Origin of the sequence: Mucilaginibacter tolerans, from assembly GCF_030519375.1 — a bacterium.
Classification (GTDB): Bacteria; Bacteroidota; Bacteroidia; order Sphingobacteriales; family Sphingobacteriaceae; genus Mucilaginibacter.
On sequence record NZ_JAUMKB010000007.1, the window covers coordinates 110,890 to 130,270 of the forward strand.

Annotated in this window: 16 protein-coding genes; 12 read left to right on the top strand and 4 right to left on the bottom strand. The window is 44.1% G+C overall.

Annotation, left to right across the window (positions count from 1 at the left end; genetic code table 11):
* Positions 1–57 precede the first annotated feature (57 nt).
* Complete coding sequence (purD, locus tag Q3A68_RS11765; RefSeq protein WP_302901283.1) at positions 58–1,332, bottom strand: phosphoribosylamine--glycine ligase; 1,275 nt, start codon at positions 1,330–1,332, stop codon at positions 58–60.
* 149 nt (positions 1,333–1,481) lie between these two features.
* Here purD and Q3A68_RS11770 point away from each other — a divergent pair, with 149 nt between their 5' ends.
* The 5 genes from Q3A68_RS11770 (at position 1,482) to Q3A68_RS11790 (ending at position 8,325) form a co-directional block, all read left to right on the top strand.
* Entirely contained in the window at positions 1,482–2,057 is a 576-nt protein-coding gene (locus Q3A68_RS11770; RefSeq protein WP_302901284.1) for a hypothetical protein, read from the top strand.
* 117 nt (positions 2,058–2,174) lie between these two features.
* Positions 2,175–5,489 carry a preprotein translocase subunit SecA gene (gene secA, locus Q3A68_RS11775; RefSeq protein ID WP_302901285.1) on the top strand — a complete coding sequence of 1,105 codons (3,315 nt, stop codon included), beginning with the start codon at positions 2,175–2,177 and terminating at the stop codon, positions 5,487–5,489.
* A 78-nt stretch (positions 5,490–5,567) separates the two neighbouring features.
* Positions 5,568–6,008: an SPOR domain-containing protein gene (locus Q3A68_RS11780; protein WP_302901286.1), complete on the top strand. Its 441-nt coding sequence runs from the start codon at positions 5,568–5,570 to the stop codon at positions 6,006–6,008.
* Positions 6,001–7,185, top strand: coding sequence for a M20 metallopeptidase family protein (locus Q3A68_RS11785; RefSeq protein WP_302901287.1), 1,185 nt, complete (start codon positions 6,001–6,003; stop codon positions 7,183–7,185). The genes Q3A68_RS11780 and Q3A68_RS11785 overlap by 8 nt, the downstream gene beginning before the upstream one ends.
* Before the next feature lie 84 nt (positions 7,186–7,269).
* Positions 7,270–8,325: an NHL repeat-containing protein gene (locus Q3A68_RS11790; protein ID WP_302901288.1), complete on the top strand. Its 1,056-nt coding sequence runs from the start codon at positions 7,270–7,272 to the stop codon at positions 8,323–8,325.
* Between the two features lie 6 nt (positions 8,326–8,331).
* Here Q3A68_RS11790 and Q3A68_RS11795 read toward each other — a convergent pair whose 3' ends face one another.
* Complete coding sequence (locus Q3A68_RS11795) at positions 8,332–8,784, bottom strand: SRPBCC family protein (protein ID WP_302901289.1); 453 nt, start codon at positions 8,782–8,784, stop codon at positions 8,332–8,334.
* 68 nt (positions 8,785–8,852) lie between these two features.
* Positions 8,853–10,289 (bottom strand): asparagine--tRNA ligase, encoded by a 1,437-nt coding sequence (gene asnS, locus Q3A68_RS11800; protein WP_302901290.1) that lies wholly within the window; start codon positions 10,287–10,289, stop codon positions 8,853–8,855.
* Between the two features lie 74 nt (positions 10,290–10,363).
* On the opposite strand from asnS, the gene Q3A68_RS11805 reads away from it, so the two are divergent.
* The 4 genes from Q3A68_RS11805 to Q3A68_RS11820 are packed head-to-tail and all read left to right on the top strand — an operon-like array spanning position 10,364 to position 14,608.
* Positions 10,364–11,224, top strand: a complete 861-nt coding sequence (locus Q3A68_RS11805) for a DMT family transporter (protein WP_302901291.1) — start codon at positions 10,364–10,366, stop codon at positions 11,222–11,224.
* Positions 11,225–11,261: 37 nt separating this feature from the next.
* Complete coding sequence (gene dnaG / locus Q3A68_RS11810) at positions 11,262–13,184, top strand: DNA primase (protein ID WP_302901292.1); 1,923 nt, start codon at positions 11,262–11,264, stop codon at positions 13,182–13,184.
* Positions 13,184–13,552: a YraN family protein gene (locus Q3A68_RS11815; protein WP_302901293.1), complete on the top strand. Its 369-nt coding sequence runs from the start codon at positions 13,184–13,186 to the stop codon at positions 13,550–13,552. The genes dnaG and Q3A68_RS11815 overlap by 1 nt, the downstream gene beginning before the upstream one ends.
* 3 nt (positions 13,553–13,555) lie before the next feature.
* Entirely contained in the window at positions 13,556–14,608 is a 1,053-nt protein-coding gene (locus Q3A68_RS11820) for a glutaminyl-peptide cyclotransferase (RefSeq protein WP_302901294.1), read from the top strand.
* Between the two features lie 100 nt (positions 14,609–14,708).
* Here the strand turns inward: Q3A68_RS11820 and pgi are convergent, their stop codons facing one another.
* Positions 14,709–16,355 (bottom strand): glucose-6-phosphate isomerase, encoded by a 1,647-nt coding sequence (pgi, locus tag Q3A68_RS11825; protein ID WP_302901295.1) that lies wholly within the window; start codon positions 16,353–16,355, stop codon positions 14,709–14,711.
* A gap of 320 nt (positions 16,356–16,675) precedes the next feature.
* Between pgi and Q3A68_RS11830 the strand changes: the two genes are divergently transcribed.
* The 3 genes from Q3A68_RS11830 (at position 16,676) to Q3A68_RS11840 (ending at position 19,374) form a co-directional block, all read left to right on the top strand.
* Entirely contained in the window at positions 16,676–17,116 is a 441-nt protein-coding gene (locus tag Q3A68_RS11830) for a hypothetical protein (protein ID WP_302901296.1), read from the top strand.
* A gap of 229 nt (positions 17,117–17,345) precedes the next feature.
* A protein-coding gene (gene prfB, locus Q3A68_RS11835; RefSeq protein WP_302901297.1) for a peptide chain release factor 2 occupies positions 17,346–18,435 on the top strand; the annotation gives its coding sequence in 2 pieces (ribosomal slippage) (positions 17,346–17,405 and positions 17,407–18,435; 1,089 coding nt in all).
* Positions 18,436–18,507: 72 nt separating this feature from the next.
* Positions 18,508–19,374 carry an alpha/beta hydrolase gene (locus Q3A68_RS11840; RefSeq protein WP_302901298.1) on the top strand — a complete coding sequence of 289 codons (867 nt, stop codon included), beginning with the start codon at positions 18,508–18,510 and terminating at the stop codon, positions 19,372–19,374.
* The last annotated feature ends 7 nt before the right edge of the window (positions 19,375–19,381 follow it).

Sequence of the window (19,381 nt, forward strand, 5' to 3'; positions counted from 1 at the left end):
ATACTTCCGGACTTTTTTTATTTCTTTCCGACTTTCGGGCTTATGCGGACTTCCCGACTATAAAAGGTCAAATCCAATATCCTTCCTGAAATATATGCCGTCCCAATAAATACGGCTGGCATCGGCAGTAGCTTGCTGGAGTGCATTAAACATATTATCCTGCAAGGTTGAGATAGCTAATACGCGGCCCCCGGTAGTGATCACATTTTCTCCGTTCATCGATGTACCCGCATGAAATACTTTCGATTCGTGGACATTCTCCATTCCGGTAATCACCTTATTCCTTAAATATTCACCAGGGTAACCGCCTGCTACGCAAACTACAGTAGCAGCCGTTTTATTGGAAATAACCAATTCTTTTTCGTTCAGGTTACCTTTAGCTACACCCTGCAGCAGGTCTACAAAATCAGATTCTATTCGCAACATCACGCTTTCCGTCTCCGGATCACCCATGCGGCAGTTATATTCGATCACATAAGGTTCGCCATTGCAATTCATCAGCCCGATGAAGATGAACCCTTTATATGGTATTTTTTCTTTTTTTAGCCCATTAACAGTAGGCACAATCACTTTATCGTGCACCTTTTTCATAAAGGCAGCATCTGCAAAAGGAACGGGGGATACGGAACCCATGCCTCCGGTATTGAGGCCGCTATCGCCTTCGCCAATGCGTTTATAATCTTTGGCTTCGGGTAATACTTTATAATGCTGGCCGTCGGTCATTACAAAAACTGACAGTTCAATACCTGTCAGGAATTGTTCTACTACAACTTTCGAGCTGGCATCGCCAAATTTGGCTTCTGTCAGCATACTGATCAGTTCGCGCTCCGCTTCTTTTAGTGTTTCGCAGATCAACACGCCCTTGCCTGCAGCTAAGCCGTCCGCTTTTAAAACAATCGGCAGGCTTTGGGTCGACAGGTATTCAAAACCTTCATGCAAAGTTTCGCGGGTGAAAGTTTTTGATGCGGCAGTCGGAATATTATTCCTGAACATAAAATCTTTGGAGAAATCCTTGCTTCCCTCTAACTGTGCGCCCTCTTGTTGCGGGCCGATTACGGGAATATGTTTCAATTTCTCATCGGCCAGGAAAAAATCATGAATCCCTTTTACCAATGGCTCCTCAGGGCCCACCAGTATCAAATCAACTTTATTTTCCGTAGCAAAACGGCCTATACTATCAAAATCTGTTGCTTTGATGTTTACGTTCTTGCCATATTGCGATGTTCCCGCGTTGCCAGGGGCAATAAAAAGCTGTCTGCATTTGGGGCTTTGTGAAATTTTCCAGGCGAAGGCACTTTCCCTTCCGCCCGAACCGAGGAGCAGGATATTCATGGGGCAAATATAAGTTAAATGTGCAGATGTGAGTATGCGTGATTGTGTAAATGTGCCGATGCGGAGATGTGCAAATGTTAGACGAGTGGGTTGCAATAACAGTGGTCATAGTTGTCTTAAAGGCACTATGATCATAGTTCAGATAAATAATGCAAACAATTTCGGCTGCTAAAGATTATTTTTACGATATGTCAAGACGATTGGATAAATACCGCAAACTGCCCATCTTCCAGAAGTCGGAAGAAATACTGGAATTGGCTGAAGTGATAGCTGAAACGCTGAAAGAAGATAGCAAAAAAGAGCATCTTGCCAGCGAGATATTAGGCAATGCCATGATCATGCAGGTAAAAATCGCTGGGGCAGAAGGCGGAGGCCTGTATTCATTAAAAATGCAGAGCGCAGTGGTGATTAAGATAGCTGCGCAGGATATGCTGAATGCAGTTATATTTTCAGCTATGGTCAACATCAATGAAGAAGACTATGTACAGCTGATGCGCGAAAAGGTAGAAGAATTCAGAATGGAGTTTTTAAACTGGATACGTGGTTTTGATAAAAGCTATGATATACCAGATAACTGGGGAATCCGTTATGACTCAAGTACGCCCGAGCAGGAGAAGCTGGAAGAGCTAATGTTTGACGAAGACAAATTCTGGGACGACTTTGATGAAAACAATCTTGATGACGATGAGGATTGGAGCGATGAAGACGAAGAAAAGGATGAATAAAGCTTTCAGCTTTAACCTTTCGGCTTTCACCTCAAAAACGTACCTTTGCCTGCCATTATGACTACATAAATTGCTATGGCGCAATTGTTGAAGCCGTAGCATAATATCGAAATACGTATGTTAAATTTTATAAGCAAGCTTTTTGGAAACAAATCGGAACGAGATGTAAAAGCGATACAACCAATAGTAGAGAAGATCAAAGAAGAATTCTCGAAACTGGATAATATCAGCCATGATGATCTCCGCGCTAAAACCATAGCTTTTAAAGAGACAATAAAACAGGGCCTTGCCGAAATTGATGCTGAATTGCAGGAGCTTAAAGACAGGATTGAAAATAATCCTGACCTGGACGTAAGCGAGAAGGTTCAGCTTTATACCCAGGTGGATAAGCTTGAGAAAGACCGCAACAAGGAACTGGAAGTAATACTGATGGATATCCTGCCGGAGGCTTTCGCCGTTGTGAAAGAAACTGCCCGCAGGCTCAAAGAAAATAAAACCCTCGAAGTTACTGCTACTCAATTCGACCGTGATCTGGCGGCGCGTAAGAGCAACGTGGTAATAAAAGGTGACAAAGCGATACACCATAATACCTGGATTGCAGCCGGTAACGAAGTAACCTGGGATATGGTACATTATGATGTACAGCTGATAGGCGGTACAGTATTGCACCAAGGGAAAATCTCTGAAATGGCGACGGGTGAAGGTAAAACGCTGGTAGCGACCTTGCCTGCTTATTTGAATGCATTGGCCGGACAAGGTGTTCACATTGTGACTGTTAACGATTACCTGGCACGTCGTGACTCGGAATGGATGGGCCCACTATATGAGTTCCACGGATTGTCTGTTGATTGTATCGACAAACATGAGCCAAACTCAGAAGCGCGCCGTGCAGCTTATATGGCCGATATTACTTTCGGTACCAACAATGAATTCGGCTTTGATTACCTGCGTGACAATATGACACGTTCGCCTGAAGAATTGGTGCAACGCAAATTACATTACGCAATGGTGGATGAGGTTGACTCGGTATTGATCGACGATGCCCGTACACCTTTGATCATTTCAGGGCCAATTCCGCGCGGCGATGAGCACGAGTTTTATGAGTTGAAACCACGCATTGAACGTTTGGTAAATACCCAAAAAGCTTATATAAATACTGTATTAAACGAAGCAAAAAAAGCCATTGCGGATGGGAAGACCGGAACTGATGATGGCGGTTTGGCTTTATTGCGCGCACACCGTGGCTTACCAAAAAATAAAGCGCTGATCAAGTTCCTGAGCGAAGGCGCTAACAAACAGGTTTTATTAAAAACCGAAAACTATTACATGCAGGACCAGAGCAAGGAAATGCCGAAGGTTGATGCTGAACTGTATTTTGTAATAGACGAAAAAAATAACCAGGTGGAGTTGACTGAAAAAGGTATCGAATTGATTACTGCATCAGGCGAGGACCCACATTTCTTTGTGATGCCTGATGTAGGCTCTGAAATTGCCGAGATTGAAAAGTCTCACGCAAGTAATGAAGAGAAAGTTGCTCAAAAAGATACCCTGATGCGTGATTTTTCTGTGAAATCAGAACGTATCCACTCGGTAAACCAATTGCTGAAAGCATATACCTTATTTGAAAAAGATACAGAATACATCATCGACGAGGGTAAGGTAAAGATAGTTGATGAGCAGACTGGCCGTATTTTGGATGGCCGCCGTTACTCTGACGGTTTACACCAGGCTATTGAAGCAAAAGAAAATGTGAAGGTAGAAGATGCTACCCAAACTTTTGCAACCATCACCCTGCAAAACTACTTCAGAATGTACCATAAACTTTGCGGCATGACCGGTACAGCCGTTACCGAAGCAGGTGAGTTCTGGGAGATATACAAACTGGATGTGGTGGAGATACCAACCAATACTTCCATTATCCGCGATGACCGCCAGGACCTGGTATACCGCACCATACGCGAAAAATATAATGCCGTAGCCGACGAAATCGTTAACCTGACGCAGGCAGGCAGGCCAGTTCTGGTAGGCACCACATCCGTTGATATATCTGAATTATTGAGCCGTATGCTGAAACTGCGCGGCATCAAACATAACGTACTGAACGCTAAACTGCACCAGAAAGAAGCGGACATCGTGGCCGAGGCCGGTAAGGCAGGTACTGTAACCATCGCCACCAACATGGCTGGTCGTGGTACGGATATTAAGCTTGGTCCGGGTGTAAAAGATGCAGGTGGTTTGGCCATCGTAGGTACCGAACGCCATGAGTCACGCCGTGTGGACAGGCAGTTACGCGGTCGTTCAGGACGCCAGGGTGACCCGGGTTCTACCCAGTTCTTCGTATCGCTGGAAGATAACCTGATGCGTTTATTTGGTTCGGAGCGTATCTCGAACCTGATGGTACGCATGGGTATCGAGGAGGGCGAAGTGATACAGCACTCGATGATCACCAAGTCTATCGAACGTGCACAGAAGAAAGTAGAAGAAAACAACTTCGGTATCCGTAAGCGCTTACTTGAGTACGACGATGTGATGAACTCGCAGCGTACAGTTATCTATTCTAAACGTAAGAGCGCCCTTTTTGGCGAACGTTTGGAAGTGGATATTAACAACACCATTTTTGACGTTGCGGCTGATGTTGTTACTCAATACAAGGAAGAAAACAATTACGAAGGGTTCCAGCTGGAGCTAATACGTGTATTCTCAGTAGACACTGAGATTAGTGAAGATGAATTTGCTTCAACACATATCAACCAGCTCACTGATAAGGTATTCCACGAGGTAACTGCCTTCTACAAACGCAAAGCCGAAGCTATTGCACAGCAGGCATTCCCCGTTTTGAAAGATGTGTTTACTACCCGGGGTGAGTATATCGAAAATATTGTGGTGCCGTTTACTGATGGCATCCACGGCATACAGGTGGCTGTTCCGCTTAAAAAAGCAGTTGAAAATAAAGGCGCTGAAGTGTTCAAATCGTTCGAGAAGAACGTGGTGCTTTACCTGATAGATGATGCATGGAAAGAACACCTGCGCGAAATGGACGAACTGAAGCAATCGGTACAGAATGCCGTTTACGAACAAAAAGACCCATTGCTGGTTTATAAGTTCGAAGCGTTTGAACTGTTCCGCCAGATGCTGGCTACTGTGAATAAGGAAATGGTAAGCTTCCTGTTCAGGGGTGGTATCCCGGTTCAGCAGGAACCGGACGAAATAAGGGAAGCGAAACCGCAGCCGAAAACAGATTTAAAAAAGCTGCGTACCTCGAAGCCTGAACTGGTAGCTGAGTCAAGCGGTGTACCGATGAATGAATTTGCAGACGTACCGCCACCAAAAGCCACTCCGGTAAGAGTGGAACAAAAAATTGGACGGAATGATCCTTGTCCTTGCGGCAGTGGCAAAAAGTACAAGAATTGCCATGGAGTAGGACAAGCGTAAGCGGATTTTAGATTTACGATTTACGATTTCGGATTTAAAATTTTAAACTTAGAGTTTAGAATTTAGAGATTAGAATTTATGAATAAAGCAGCCTCACGTTTTAAAGCTATTTTGCAGATAAGCGCGGGCTGTTTTTTTATTTTGTTTGCGTTTACAGCCGGTGCGCAAACGCGCGGCAAGGTGGAAGTTATAAAAGATCCGCGCATCGATACGTTTGCGGCTCACAGGCTCGAACTGAATAAAGGTGCCGACGCCATGACTATGAACGGCTTTCGGGTGCAGATATTTACCGGTGAGAATAGGAAGGATGCATATAATGCACAGTCCAAATTCCTGGAGCAATTCCCGGACATAAAGAGCTATATAATTTATAATGAACCTAATTTTAAAGTCCGCGTAGGCGATTTCAGGACCCGTTTGGATGCTGAAAAGCTGCAAAACGACTTAAAGAAACTATTCACCGGGATGTTTATCATCCAGGAAAAGATCACCCCGCCCAAACAGGATACCGATGACTAAAGAACACATACAGGAGCTTTCCCAGAATATTTTTAACGAGGTGGTTGCCAACCGCCGCCATTTGCACGCTAACCCAGAACTTTCTTTTCACGAGGTGGAAACTTCTGCTTATGTCGCCAGGAAACTGGAAGATATGGGCCTGGAATACCACAAAATGGCTAATACTGGCTTGGTGGCTTTGATAAAAGGGGATAAGCCATCAGATAAGGTGGTGGCCCTGCGTGCTGATATGGACGCCCTGCCGATTCTGGAAGCCAATGATGTTCCCTACAAATCGAAAAATAACGGCGTGATGCACGCCTGCGGACATGATGCACATACGTCGTCTCTGCTAGGTACTGCCAGAATACTGACTGAGCTTAAAAGCCAGTTTGCAGGAACAGTCAAATTGATCTTTCAACCTGCTGAGGAAAAACTACCCGGCGGTGCTAGCCTGATGATTAAGGAAGGCGTATTGGAAAACCCCAAACCGCAAGCAGTACTGGGTCAGCACGTGATGCCCTGGATAGATGCCGGAAAAGTGGGTTTCCGCGCAGGGAAATACATGGCATCTACAGATGAGATCTATGTAACTGTAAAGGGTAAAGGTGGTCACGGGGCTCAACCGCAAGCTAATATTGACCCGGTAATTATTACCGCACATATTCTTACTGCGCTGCAAACTATTATTAGTCGATATAACGATCCTAAAAGCCCTTCAGTGCTATCATTTGGGAAAGTGATTGCTAATGGAGCTACCAATGTGATCCCGAATGAAGTTTACCTGGAAGGAACCTTCCGCACGATGGACGAAGCATGGCGCTCCGATGCCCATAAAAAAATGAAAAAGATGGCTGAAGGCATTGCCGAAAGCATGGGCGGAAGCTGCGAATTCAACATCATTAAAGGTTACCCCTTCCTGATCAATGAAGAAAAGCTGACTAATGCCGTGCGTGGCTATGCTGAAGATTATTTGGGTAAAGAAAATGTACTCGATCTGGACATCTGGATGGCCGCGGAAGATTTTGCCTACTACACCCAGGTTGCCGATTCCTGCTTTTACCGCTTAGGCACCCGTAATGAAAGCCGCGGTATTACCTCGTCTGTACACACACCTACTTTTGATGTTGAAGAAGATGCTTTTAAAGTAAGCACTGGCTTGATGGCGTATTTGGCACTGAAGCAGTTAGGGAATTGATTTGAATCTTTTGCAGGATGTTTTGCGTTTGAATTTCATTATATTTGATCAAAACTTAAACCATTCTGCCTGAACTTCAATATCATGAAAGGAACAATACATGTTATCCCCATATTTTGCTTATCGGCAGTGCTGATAGCCGGACTGCTGGCCAGCTGCACAAAAACCAGCAACATTGTAAAACCGGTAACGGTTAAGGATACAACTAAAACACAGCCTTCAAACCCTACGACACCTGTGCCCCAGAATGTTGTAATCAATATGGATAGCGTTAAGACCACAACGCTGGCGACAGGCTTTAATTTTCCTACAGGTATGGCTGTTGATAAACAGGGAAACGTTTATGTTGCCGATGCACTGAGTAATTGTATCCGTAAAATTGATCCTAATGGCGTTGTGAGCCTGGTAGCCGGTCAGCCGACTAGTCCGAGCGGATACCTTGATGGCGATGTGTCAGTTGCCCTGTTTTACCGGCCATCTGGCGTGGTGATCGACGGCGACGGTAACCTGTACGTTGCCGATACCAATAACCAATGCATTCGAAAGATCACACCTGGCGGAGTAGTAAGCACTTTTGTGCAGATTGAGACGCCGATAGCTATCGCCCGCGATGCAAACGGCAACCTTTATACAAGCCATTATGGCTATAATCAGATAGATAAGATCACACCCGACGGGACTAAAACCGGGATGTTAAATAGTGTCATTGGTGACGGGATGCTGGGTGTAGGCATCAATTTCGCGCCGGCTGCCGTGGCAGTTGACGCCACAGGAAATGTATATGCCAGCGATTATCCTATGAATAACGTTCGCAAAATTGCTTCCGATGGAACGGTGACCAATATTACCATAAACGGGCAGGTAACCGGCCCCAACGGAAATTATATTGATGGCTCGTTGGCTGACGCTCATTTCCATGGTATCACTGGTTTAACGGTTGATGCATCCGGCAATATCTATGTTGCCGATTGGGGTAATAATGCCATCCGCGTAATTAATACCCAAACCAATACGGTGAAAACATTGGCCGGAAACGGATCAGGCGGTTCATTCAGCGGCCCCGAGGCGCTGGCTGTTGATGCATCAGGTAATATTTATGTAGCGGAACCCAATAGAATAAGCAAGGTGACGCACTATTAGTTGGCCTTAGCAGGATTGAGCTGCTTCCCTAATCACCCTATTCCTCTCCTCCAAAAGCTTCGTCATATAGTGGGTTAAGATCAGTTTATTGAATATGTTACCGAGAATACCCAACGGCGTTTCAAATTCAAAAATGTCTTTCATGATAGTTTGATTGCCTGAGGTTGTGAAGTGATGCTCGTGCCGAAAGCTTTTGAACGCTCCGCTCACCATTTCATCAACAAACAAATTAGGACGATCAAGTTCGGTGATCTTAGAGGTAAGCGTTTGCCAGATACCGAAATGCTTCGCCGGCCAGGTAACGGTTTGGCCCAATCCGATCAGTCCGCTTGTTTTACCTGCTATGGCTTTCTCCCCAGTTTGCCTGGTCGATTCCATATGCAGATCGATGCTTCTTGATAAGTCGAAGACTTTTTCGATGGGAGCGTGGATGAAGGTTGTCAGTTCGATTTTTGGCATAAAAAAGCCCTCTGAATAAGAGGGCAATATAATCAGTGAAATCTCAATTCAACGGGTGAAATCGTATATTAAAACTCCGCGTTTTTCGGGAACCTTGGAAAAGGTATCACATCCCTGATATTACCCATACCGGTAACAAACTGCACCATGCGCTCAAAGCCTAATCCGAAGCCTGCATGCGGACAAGATCCGAAACGGCGGGTATCCAAATACCACCATAATTCTTCAGTCGGGATGCCCATTTCGGTCATGCGTTGTTCTAGTTTTTCCAGGCGCTCTTCACGTTGTGAGCCACCTACGATCTCACCAATACCCGGGAACAGGATGTCCATCGCCCTTACGGTTTTGCCGTCATCGTTCTGGCGCATGTAGAAGGCTTTGATCTCCTTCGGATAATCAGTCAGGATCACAGGCTTTTTGAAATGTTTTTCAACTAAATAGCGCTCGTGTTCCGATTGCAGGTCGGTTCCCCAGCCTTCAACCAGGTAGGTGAACTTTTTCTTTTTGTTCGGGGTCGATTCTTTTAATATATCGATAGCCTCCGTATAAGTAAGACGTTGGAAATCATTATCCAAACAGAACTGCAGTTTTTCGATCAGCGTTGTTTCCGAACGCTCGTTTTGCGGCTTCTGCTTTTCTTCTTCGGCCAAACGCTGGCTCAGGAATTCGATATCTTCCGCATTGTTTTTCAGTACATAGCCGATAAGATATTTTAAAAACTCCTCCGCCAAATTCATGTTATCTTCCAGGTCATAAAAAGCCATTTCGGGCTCTATCATCCAGAACTCAGCCAGGTGGCGGGTAGTGTTGGAATTTTCCGCACGGAAAGTTGGCCCGAAAGTATAAATGTCGCTCAATGCCATCGCGCCAAGCTCGCCTTCCAGCTGACCGGATACAGTCAAATTGGTAGCACGACCGAAGAAATCCTGTTTAAAATCCACGTCTCCATTTTCAGTTCTTGGCGGATAAGCCAGGTCGAAGTTGGTGACATGGAATGTCTCACCTGCACCTTCAGCATCCGAAGCGGTGATGATAGGTGTATGCAGGTAAACAAATCCCCGCTCATGAAAAAAGGTATGCACCGCATAAGACAGGCTGTTACGCACACGGAAAACCGCGCCAAAAGTATTGGTACGAAAACGCAGGTGTGCAATCTCGCGCAAAAACTCCAGGCTATGTTTTTTAGGCTGAAGCGGGTACTTTTCAGGGTCACTGTCGCCTAATACTTCTATCTGTTTTGCTTTAACTTCTACTTTTTGACCTTTACCTAAAGATGCTACCAATTCGCCTACCACACTGAGGGCGGCTCCTGTGGTGATGCGCTTTAGTAAATTCGGGTCAGTATTTTCAAAATCAACCACGATCTGGATATTGCTATTGGTTGAGCCATCATTTAAAGCGATAAACTGATTATTACGAAAGGTACGTACCCATCCTTTAACTGTTACTTCAATGTTGGTTTGCTCGCTCTCAAGCAATGCTTTGATCTTTGTCCGTTGACTCATAATAGAATAATTTTGAGGCGCAAAAATACGATTATTTGCCTATAAGATAAGTGATTTGTTTAAGTTTGCTCATAATGAATCCTAAGGCCAGCCTCATCGTCGGCATTGTCTGCATTTCCTTCTCGCCGATATTTGTCAAGCTTTCCGTTGCGCCTGCCATCACCTCAGGATTTTACCGAATTTTCTTTGCTTGGATATTTTTGGTGCCTTATTGTATTGTTAAAGGTAATTTGAAAATAGAACGTAAAGATTTGCTGGTTGCCTTGTTAGGAGGCGTAGTATTTGGAGCGGACATTGCGGTATGGAATCTCTCACTAATGAAGATCAGCGCAACAATATCCACATTGATAGCCAACCTTGCCCCGCTTTGGGTGGGACTGCTGAGCTTTTTGATCCTGCGGAAAAAATCAGGAGCTTCATTCTGGATAGGCACCTGGATCGCCATTTTCGGCATGGTGATACTGGTGGGGTATCAGCAAATATTTCATCTGCAATTCAATATCGGGTTGATTCTTGCTTTGATCGCCAGTTTGTTTTATGCTATTTATATCATGATCACCAAAGGCATTTTGCAAAAGATAAGCACGGTTACTTTCATGTTCTACAATATGTTGGGCGCATCAGTATTTCTGTTTTTGATCTCCTTGCTTCAGCATAATGCGATGCTCGGCTTTCCCGCTTCAACCTGGCTTTATCTATTGGGAATGGGCCTGATTTGTCAGTTGGCTGGCTGGATTACCATCAATTATTCGCTCAATTATTTGGATGCCACAAAAGTTTCTGTAGCGCTACTTAGTCAAACGGTGATCGCTGGTGTGTGGGCGATGATCTTTCTGGCCGAGAAACTTGAGTTTAAGGAAATTGCAGGTAGTATTATAATATTGACGGGTATTGCTATCACTTTTTTAAAGCGAAGGCAACTAAATAATTCCTAAATTAAGGTCGTCATACCATACATTTGTAAACTGTTTTATGATCACCAAAACCACCATCGACCGCATTATGGAAGCCATCGACATTGTCGAGGTGATTGGTGAGTTTGTACAGTTAAAAAAGCGGGGCGCCAACTACGTTGGTCTCTCACCTTTCAGTAATGAGCGTACGCCCTCGTTTACCGTGTCTCCTGCAAAAGGCATTTTTAAAGACTTCTCATCAGGGAAAGGCGGCTCTGCAGTCACTTTTTTGATGGAACTGGAGAAGTTTACCTATCCCGAGGCTTTGAAATGGCTGGCCAATAAGTATAGCATCGAGGTTGAGGAAACGGTTGAATCGCACGAAAACAAAGAAGAGGAAAATCATCGCGAAAGCCTGATGATCGTCAGCGCCTATGCTGCGAAATTTTTTCATGAAAGTTTATTGGATAGCGAGGAGGGACAAAACATCGGCCTCAGCTATTTTAAGGAGCGTGGTTTTACTAACGAAACGATAAAAAAATTCGAATTAGGCTACTCACCTGATCAATGGGAAGCCTTTTCAGGACAGGCTTTAAAAGAAGGTTACCAGGAAGAGTTTTTGGTTGAAAGTGGTTTATCTGTTAAGCGCGACAATGGCACGCTGTACGACCGTTACCGTGGCCGGGTAATGTTCCCAATACATGGGTTTACAGGGCGCGTGATTGCCTTCGGTGGTCGAACGCTGAAGACTGACAAAAACGTTCCGAAATATGTCAACTCGCCTGAGTCGGAAATTTATCATAAGTCCAATGTTTTATATGGGCTATATTTTGCCAAGAAGGCAATAAGAGACGAGGACAATTGCTACCTGGTGGAAGGTTATGCCGACGTATTATCGGTTCACCAGGCAGGCATTGAAAATGTGGTAGCTTCATCCGGCACTTCGCTTACCGTTGAACAGATCAGGCTCATCGGCAGGTTTACCAAAAATATTACCATTCTGTATGATGGCGATGCGGCAGGTATCAAGGCATCACTGCGCGGATTGGATATGATATTGGAAGAAGGGCTCAATGTTAAGGTTGTGCTATTCCCAGATGGTCACGACCCGGATTCCTATGTTCGGAGTGTAGGCACCAATGCCTTCAAAAATTACATTGACCAGAACAGGAAAGACTTCATCATCTACAAAACCGACATTCTGTTAAAAGAAGCCGGAACCGATCCGATAAAACGCGCGGAAGTAATCCGGGAGGTGGTGGAAAGTATTGCAAAAATTCCGGACTCGATCAAGGCATCTGTTTTTATAAAAGATTGTAGCCATATCTTACAGATTGATGAGCGCGCATTGCTTTCGGAGCTCAATAAAATGCGCCTTGCCAAATCGAAGAAGGATGCACAACAGGGTGCAAAACAAGCAGAGGTAGCTGAGCAGTACCCGGTTGAGGAAATTCCGCTCGAAAAATCTGTTAAAGAAGATTATACACAAGAAAAAGAGATTATCCGCTTGCTGCTTCTTTATGGTAGCAAAATGATCGATTGGGATGGCATCGCCAATACTTATATAGGACCGTTTATGATAGCCGAATTGGGGGACGTAGAGTTTGAACATACTCCAAGTAAAAGGTTCGTCGAACTGTATAGCAACGAGGTGGAGAATGGAGTATTGCTGGATGAGCAGTTGTTTATTCACCACCCTGACAAGGAAATTGTGGACCTCACAGTCACACTATTGGCTACTAAATATACGTTAAGCGAAAACTGGTACGAAATGCATAAGATTTTAGTACCCGATGAGCAGGTGAATATGAAAGCGACCATTTTGGGGGCGATCTTTCACCTGAAGAAACATAAAGTGGGCAAGATACTGGATAACCTGCGCACCGAATTGCAAAATGCAGAGGGGGATGAGAACACAGAAATTTTGCTGACGCAGTATATGCAGATGAAAAAAGTGGAGAAAAGCATCTCGGATTATTTAGGCTCAGTGATCATTAAATAATGGCTGTACACCCTGACCTTGGCCGCAGGGGCGAAAACCTGGCAAAAACATTCCTGAAGGATTTGGGTTACGAGATATTGGACGAGAACTGGACGCATGGAAAAGCAGAGGTAGACATAATAGCTTATAAGGATCGGGTGATCATCTATACCGAAGTAAAAACCAGGACGGGAAACGGTTTCGGCGAGCCGGAAGATTTTGTAGATAGGCGTAAGCAAAGATTACTGGCTGATGCCGCGGATGAATATATTTACCTGATGGATCGCCAGGGCGAAGTGCAGTTTGACATCATCTCCGTTTTATTTGACCGGAACGAAAATTATACATTAAAACATATTGAAGATGCCTTCTGGCCATCTGCTGATTAAACTATGAGAAATAATACTATCCTGCTTTTAACAGCAGTCGCTATGCTGGCTTTTGGTTGCGCCGGCTGTAATAAAAAGGCTCAGGAGGCCAGTTTGTCCATCACCCCTGAAGCCGGCACCAGTTACAAACAAGGGCAACAGGTTTCAGTAAAATTGAGCTACGCCAACGATACCAAACCGGACTCCATTGTTTACCTGGTCGACTCCACACGTTTTGCCTCTAAAATGGATTCTTCGGCTGTTAGTCTTAAAACAGATTCCATCTCTCTAGGGCCGAGATCGATCACTGCCAAATTATATCAAGGAGGTAAGAGCCAGGAAATATCTACAAACATTGTCCTATTGGCTCCGAAAGCTCCTGAAGAATATACTTTTAAGATTGAAAAAGTATACCCGCATGATACAGGCTCTTTTACGGAAGGGTTGTTATACCATGACGGGTATTTATACGAAAGCACCGGTCAGCCAAAGCATTCAAAGTTAATGAAGATCAATCTTGAAACAGGTAAAGCTGTGATGCAAGCCAAACTTGATACCCAGTATTTTGGAGAAGGCAGCGCCATCATAGGCGATAAAATTATCATGCTCACTTATCAGGACCCCCGGTTCCTTTTTGTTTTCGACAAAAACACATTTAAGCTACTGAATACTATGCCTTATCATGTTGGTGTAGAAGGTTGGGGCTTATGTTTTGACGGGAAGAAGCTCTATACCGATGACAGCACTAATCGTATCTGGTTCTTGGATAAAGATACTTACCGCCAGACTGGATTTATTGATGTGTACGACGATCATGGGCGTATAGACTCGTTAAATGAATTGGAATATATTGATGGCAAATTATACGCGAACATCTGGGAAAAGGACATCATTGTGATCATCGACCCTAAGACCGGCGCAGTTACCGGAAGGATAGATCTGACTAGTCTTTCTGCTAAAAAGAACCTTAACGGGGATGTGTTAAATGGTATCGCCTATGACAAAGCGACCGGCCGTATATTCCTTACCGGTAAATATTGGGATAAATTATATCAGGTGAAGTTTGTGAAGAAGTAGGAAAAATATCATTGCGAGGAACGAAGCAATCGCACACTATGCAGGGCGGGGATGCATAGTTCGCGATTGCCACGCTATCGCTCAAAATGACAAGATTTGACTATCGCCATTCTTTATACTGATTGATTAATCCATTGGTTGATGAATCATGACTGCTGATCTCATCGTCAGTTCTTAACTCAGGAAGAATCTTTCCGGCTAATTGCTTGCCAAGTTCAACGCCCCACTGATCAAAGCTGTAGATATTCCAGATAATACCCTGAACAAATATCTTATGCTCATACATCGCAATCAACGAGCCTAATGTCCGGGGTGTGATCTTCTTCACTAAAATAGAGTTGGTTGGACGGTTACCGTCAAACTCTTTAAAAGGAGCCAGTTTTTCTATTTCAGCATCTGACTTGCCTGCGGCTTTTAATTCGGCTACTACTTCCTCGCGCGTCTTTCCGTTCATCAATGCTTCAGTTTGAGCGAAGAAGTTGGACAACAACATCTGGTGATGCTCCCCCAACGGGTTATGTGATTGAGCCGGAGCAATGAAATCGCAAGGGATCAGCTTAGTGCCCTGGTGTATCAGCTGATAAAAGGCATGCTGTCCGTTGGTGCCTGGCTCGCCCCAGATGATCGGGCCGGTAGAATAATCTACAGTACTGCCATTGCGATCAACATGCTTACCATTACTTTCCATGTCTCCCTGCTGAAAGTAAGCCGCAAAGCGGTGCATGTATTGGTCATACGGAAGGATGGCGTTGGTTTCAGATTCAAAGAAGTTGTTGTACCAGATACCTACTAAGGCTAATATTACAGGTAGGTTTTGTTCCAGTTCGGTATTTTTAAAATGCTGGTCCATTTGGTGCGCGCCTGTAAGCAGCTCGGTAAAGTTTTCAAAACCGATGCTCAGTGAAATGGATAAACCGATTGCACTCCAAAATGAATAGCGGCCGCCAACCCAATCCCAAAACTCGAACATATTTTTAGTGTCGATGCCAAATTTTTCAACGGCCTGGGCGTTGGTTGATAGAGCTGCGAAGTGCTTTGCCACGTCGCCATCTTTTCCTCCACCAGCAATAAACCAGTCGCGCGCACTGTGTGCATTGGCCATTGTTTCCTGAGTGGTAAATGTTTTTGACGCAATCAGGAACAAAGTAGTCTCCGGATTTAGCGGTTTTAGTGCTTCCACTATATGCGTTGCATCCACATTGGATACGAAATGCATCTTCAGGTGGTTTTTATATGGCTTTAGCGCCTCGGTCACCATCACCGGGCCAAGGTCTGAGCCGCCGATACCGATATTCACTACATCGGTAATGGCTTTGCCGGTGTACCCTTTCCAGGAACCGGAGATAATAGCCTCGCTGAAATTTTTCATCTGGTCAAGTACGCGATTCACGTCCTGCATCACGTCTTGTCCATCAACATATATCGGGCTATTGCTCCTGTTTCTCAGAGCGATATGCAACACTGGTCGGTTTTCAGTGGCGTTGATCCTTTCGCCTGAAAACATGGCTTCGGCTGCATCTTTTACCCTACATTCCTTTGCCAGTTGTATCAATAAGGCAACGGTCTCGTCGTCAATCCGGTTTTTGGAATAGTCGAGCAGGATATCGTTAAATTTTAATGAAAACTTTTCAAATCGTTGATTATCGGCTTTAAAAAGATCTTTTAAATTCTTTGAGGTAATATCAATGTAGTGGTCGGCTAAATATTTATAAGCCTGTGTCGTCGTAAAATCAATATTTGGCAGCATAATTGAATGGTTTTTAAGCAAAAATAGAATTAATAATTCAGGTGAATGACAAATAAATTTTAGTGTTTTTTCCGTGACATTGAAATCCGTTTTTGTGTCGAATTTACACCCGGGTTCAGTGTCCAAAACACACCGCTTTTGGGTGTTAAACTCACACACCCCACATAGTGTTTGTTATACACCTAAGAATTGCCAAAATCTTAAAATAATTTGACAATTCTTTTGAATTTTGAAATAATTAATTAATACCTTTGTCTTGCTGATAAATATTTAAGGTATTTGTCATCAAAATGTTAATCTACAAATTGAGGGCATTTTTTATGTTTGAGAGACTCTATTTAATTGTAAAAAATAACGCCGGGACGGCTGTTATTGACAATCCGGAAGTACAGGAAAAAGACCGCGAAGCCGTGATCAACGACGCTTCAAGTTCTATTATTGAGGTTTTTAAGGGACAGATGGAATCGGGTAAGTTGAAAGACCTTGTAAAATTTTTCCAATACCCAGAAATATACAAGAGTCCCCTAACAACCAGTGTAATTAATAAGTTCGCTAATAAGCTGAACAGATATTACAATATCAACCCTGCTTCTGCCTTAAATATTTCTAAATCGTTAATTCCGCCGGTGATGCTTGAACTGATCGAACAGACAAAAGGCGAAAAAAATAAGGAATTTACTATAAGTACATTCCTTTCAAAAATTAACGGCAACCGCGCCGACTTGAGTACCATAGTAAACCGGTTGATGCTCGTCGGTTAAAAATACACTACCTATAAAAGCACGTTCAGAGGGGCTGTAAGTAATTTACAACCCCTTTGACGTTTTTAGGGCCGAACCGCTGAGCTTGCCCGGCTTGGAATGTTATAAGGTTGAAAAGTTGTAAGGTTGGTTTTTCAATCTCAAATCATCTGCACATTCACGCATCTGCACATTCACGCATCTGCACATCAATCTCACATTTGCGCATTAGAAATTATATATTTGCCGCATGACTAAAGAACAGATCCAGGATTTAAGGGATAGAGTAACTTCCCTGAGGAGGCATCTTTGACATCGATAATAAACTCGATGCACTACAAAAAGAACAGGAAATAACCGTTGGTCCCAATTTCTGGGACAGCCCTAAGGAAGCCGAAAAGGTTCTGGCTTCTATCAAAACCAAAAAAATTTGGACAGATGCTTTTCAGCAGGTGTTATCGACCGTTGAAGATACAGGGGTATTGTTTGAATTTTACCAGGCTGGGGATGCTTCGGAAGCTGAAATGCAGGAACAGTTTGATGCAGCGACTAAAGCAGTAGAAGAACTGGAATTCAAAAACATGCTGTCGGCAGAGGAAGATCAGCTGAACGCAGTATTACAGATCACAGCGGGTGCAGGCGGTACCGAAAGCTGCGACTGGGCGGGAATGCTGATGCGTATGTACATTATGTGGGGCGAGAAGAACGGCTATAAAGTTACCGAGCAGGATTTCCAGGAAGGTGATGTGGCAGGGGTGAAGACTGTTACCCTGCAGTTTGAAGGCGATTTTGCTTATGGATATTTGAAAGGGGAGAACGGTGTGCACCGCCTGGTGCGTATATCGCCGTTTGATGCTAATGCCAAGCGCCATACCTCGTTTGCGTCAGTGTATGTTTATCCATTAGTGGATGATACGATCGAGATCGAAATAAACCCTGCTGATATAGAGTTTGAAACTTTCCGTTCAGGGGGTGCTGGTGGGCAAAATGTGAACAAGGTGGAAACCGCCGTGCGTTTGTATCACAAGCCATCAGGGATCATTATCAAAAACCAGGAGTCGCGCTCGCAATTGCAGAACAAGGATAATGCTATGCGATTACTTAAATCGCAATTGTATGAAATCGAGATGCGCAAACGCCAGGAGACCAGTAATGCGATAGAGGGCAACAAAAAGAAAATAGAATGGGGCTCACAGATCAGGAATTATGTACTGCATCCATACAAATTGGTGAAAGATCTACGCACAGATCACGAAACATCCAACGCGCAAGCGGTGTTAGATGGCGACCTGAACGATTTTCTGAAAGCCTACCTGATGGAATTTGGAGGTTCGAAGTAATCGGTTATATTTGGCAAAAAAGCTTATCAATTGTAACCGGATATGTTAAAAAATCTGCTACCACTTCTATCAATGGCCTTATTTTCATCTTCTGTATTTGCCCAGCAACAACCTATTCCGCTTTATCCGCATGGTGTGCCTAATTCAAAAAAAGCCCCTGCTGATTATGTTGAGAAGAAAGAAGGCGATATAGTAAGTCTGGTAACAGATCCTACCATCACCCCATACATTCCTGAAAAAGCCAACGGTACTGCAATTATTATATTCCCGGGGGGCAGTTATTTTAACCTGGCTACTGCACATGAAGGAAGAGCGATTGCCCAGGAATTTAACAAGATAGGCGTTACGGCTTTCGTAGTAAAATACCGATTGCCGCAGGATAAGATCATGGTTGATAAAACCATTGGCCCATTGCAGGACGCAGAGCGTTCCATCCAGATCGTAAGGCAAAGAGCATCAGAATGGGGTGTCAATCCAAATAAAGTTGGCATTATTGGCTTTTCAGCAGGGGGCCATCTGGCTTCTACGCTTGATACGCACTTTGATCAAGTCGTTATCGATAACAAGGACAATATTAACCTAAGGCCGGATTTTGCCATGCTGATTTACCCTGTGGTAAGTTTCGGACCAGTTGCACATGCTTTTTCGCGTGAGAACCTGATCGGAAAAAATCCGACACCTGAACTACTGGAGCTTTATTCGAATGAAAAGCAGGTGACCGATAATACGCCACCTACATTCCTTGTCCATGCCGCAGATGATGACGCGGTGCCCGTACAAAACTCTATTTTATTTTATAACGCGATGCTTCAGCACAAGGTAAAAGGAGAGCTCCATATTATGCAGGCAGGTGGCCATGGTTTTGGTTTGAATAATCCTAAAACTAAGGATAAATGGTTCGATTGGGCAGCAAACTGGCTGACAGAGAATGGATTTTAATTATACG